Raw genomic sequence first — 2,963 nt, forward strand, 5'->3', positions numbered from 1 at the left:
ATTAGCGACACGTGGATATCCCGCGGGCCCGGAGCGGTCCCGCAAGATACCACGGGCGCACGGCGGATGCCTTGGCACAGGGAGCCGATGAAGGACGCGGCAAGCTGCGATAATCCCCGGCGAGGAGCACACATCCTTCGACCCGGGGGTCTCCGAATGGGCGAACCCATGCACAGCAGTGTGCATATCCCCGGCCTGAACGCATAGGGCCGGGGAGGACAACCCGGGGAACTGAAACATCTAAGTACCCGGAGGAGAGGAAATCAATCTCGAGACTCCCCGAGTAGCGGCGAGCGAAAGGGGACCGATGGCCAAACCGTCGAGCGGGCGTACCCGGCAGGGGTTCCGCCGGCGGGGTTGCAGGGCCGCGCATCCGGGGGCTGCCGCCCCCGGGCGCAGGTCCGGCTGGGGAGCGGAACGGCATGGGAGGGCCGGCCGCAGCGGGTGACAGCCCCGTACGCGAACCCAGACCGGACGGCGCGACGCGGTCCCTGAGTAGGGCCGGGCACGTGAAACCCGGTCCGAACCTGGGTGGACCACCATCCAAGCCTGAGTACTACCCTGTGACCGATAGCGCACCAGTACCGTGAGGGAAAGGTGAAAAGCACCCCGGGAGGGGAGTGAAACAGTACCTGAAACCGTGCGCCCACGAGCAGTCGGAGCACCTTTACGGTGTGACGGCGTGCCTTTTGTAGAATGAGCCAGCGAGTCGCTGGCGCGGGGCGAGGTTAACCGAAAGGGAGCCGGAGCGAAAGCGAGCCTTAACAGGGCGACTTGAGTCCCGCGCCGCGGACGCGAAGCCGGGTGAGCTATCCGTGGGCAGGCTGAAGCGGGGGTAAGACCCCGTGGAGGGCCGAACGCACGTCGGTTGAAAACGGCGGCGATGACCTGCGGATAGGGGTGAAAGGCCAATCAAACCCGGAGATATCTCGTTCTCCCCGAAATAGCTTTAGGGCTAGCGTCGCGCGTTCACCGCCGGAGGTAGAGCACCGGATGGACGAGGGGGCTTCGCCGCCTACCGAATCCAACCGAACTCCGAATGCCGGCGGCCCAGAGCGCGGCAGTCAGAGCATGTGGGCTAAGCTGTGTGCTCGAGAGGGAAACAGCCCGGACCGCCCGCTAAGGTCCCCAAGTTCCAGCCGAGTGGCAAAGGATGTGCGTCCGCCCAGACAACCAGGATGTTGGCTTAGAAGCAGCCATGCATTCAAAGAGTGCGTAACAGCTCACTGGTCGAGTGGACATGCGCCGACAATACACGGGGCTAAGCTGGACACCGAAGCGGCGGGATTTTATCTATAGAATCGGTAGGGGAGCTTCCCATGGGCGGAGAAGCCGGAGGGCGACCGACGGTGGAGCGCATGGGAGTGAGAATGCTGGCATGAGTAGCGAGAGACGAGAGAGTAACTCGTCCGCCGTGAACCCGAGGTTTCCTGGGCAAGGCTAATCCTCCCAGGGTCAGTCGGGGGCTAAGGCGAGGCCGGGAGGCGTAGCCGACGCGCAGCAGGCAGACATTCCTGCACCGCGCACGCGGCGCTACGACCGACGGGGCGACGGATGGGGGTGGCTCGGCGGGGTTCTGGACGTCCCCGTGATGGAGCGCGGCCCGCGGACCAGGGAAATCCGGTCCGCATCGAGGGCGAGGCTCCGGACGAAGCACTTAAGCGAAGCGAGTGAGCCCGAGGTCCCTAGAAAAACCCCTAGGCAGGCGCGTGCGCGCCCGTACCGCAAACCGACACAGGTGGGTGGGTAGAACATACCGAGGCGATCGGGTCAACCATGGTCAAGGAACTCGGCACAATGGCCCCGTAACTTCGGGAGAAGGGGTGCCCGCGCGTACGTGAACGGACTTGCTCCGGGAGCGGAGGCGGGCCGCAGTGGAGAGGCCCAAGCGACTGTTTACCAAAAACACAGGACTCTGCAGAAGCCGCAAGGCGACGTATAGGGTCTGACGCCTGCCCGGTGCCGGAAGGTCACGCGGAGGAGTTAGCGCACCGCGCGAAGCCCCGAAGCCAAGCCCCGGTAAACGGCGGCCGTAACTATAACGGTCCTAAGGTAGCGAAATTCCTTGTCGGGTAAGTTCCGACCTGCACGAAAGGCGCAACGACTTGGGCGCTGTCTCGACCATGGACCCGGTGAAATTGCACTGGTCGTGAAGATGCGACTTACCCGCGGAAGGACGGAAAGACCCCGTGAACCTTCACTGCAGCTTGGCATTGGCCGCTGGTCCCGCGTGTAGAGGATAGGCAGGAGGCTAAGATCCGGAGGCGCCAGCCCCCGGGGAGCCGCCCTTGGAATACTGCCCTCGCGCGACCGGCGTCCTAACCCGAGGCCGTCAACCGGCTCGGGGACCGTGCCAGGCGGGCAGTTTGACTGGGGCGGTCGCCTCCTAAAGGGTAACGGAGGCGCGCGAAGGTCCGCTCGGGACGGTCGGCAACCGTCCTTTTGAATGCAAGAGTACAAGCGGGCTTGACTGCGAGGCCCACAAGCCGAGCAGGTGCGAAAGCAGGCTCTAGTGATCCGGCGGCCCCGAGTGGGTGGGCCGTCGCTCAACGGATAAAAGGTACTCCGGGGATAACAGGCTGATCTTGCCCAAGAGTCCACATCGACGGCAAGGTTTGGCACCTCGATGTCGGCTCATCGCATCCTGGGGCTGGAGCAGGTCCCAAGGGTACGGCTGTTCGCCGTTTAAAGCGGTACGCGAGCTGGGTTCAGAACGTCGTGAGACAGTTCGGTCCCTATCCTCCGTGGGCGCAGGAGAATCGATGGAGGCTGCCCCCAGTACGAGAGGACCGGGGTGGACGCACCTCCGGTGAACCGGTTGTCGACCAACGGCACGGCCGGGTAGCCGCGTGCGGCGCGGATAACCGCTGAAGGCATCTAAGCGGGAAGCCGTTCCAGGGATTAGTTCTCCTTCCGGTAAGGGCCCAGGTAGACTACCTGGTCGATAGACGGCAGGTGCAAGG

1 rRNA gene is annotated in these 2,963 nt (G+C 64.2%); it reads left to right on the top strand.

Features of this window, described 5'->3' with window-relative positions:
• Positions 1–39: 39 nt before the first annotated feature.
• Positions 40–2,963 (top strand): 23S ribosomal RNA (locus ACTQ40_RS10325); the annotation flags it as partial.

It is taken from the genome of Collinsella sp. Sow4_D11 (assembly GCF_052116465.1).
Classification (GTDB): Bacteria; Actinomycetota; Coriobacteriia; order Coriobacteriales; family Coriobacteriaceae; genus Collinsella.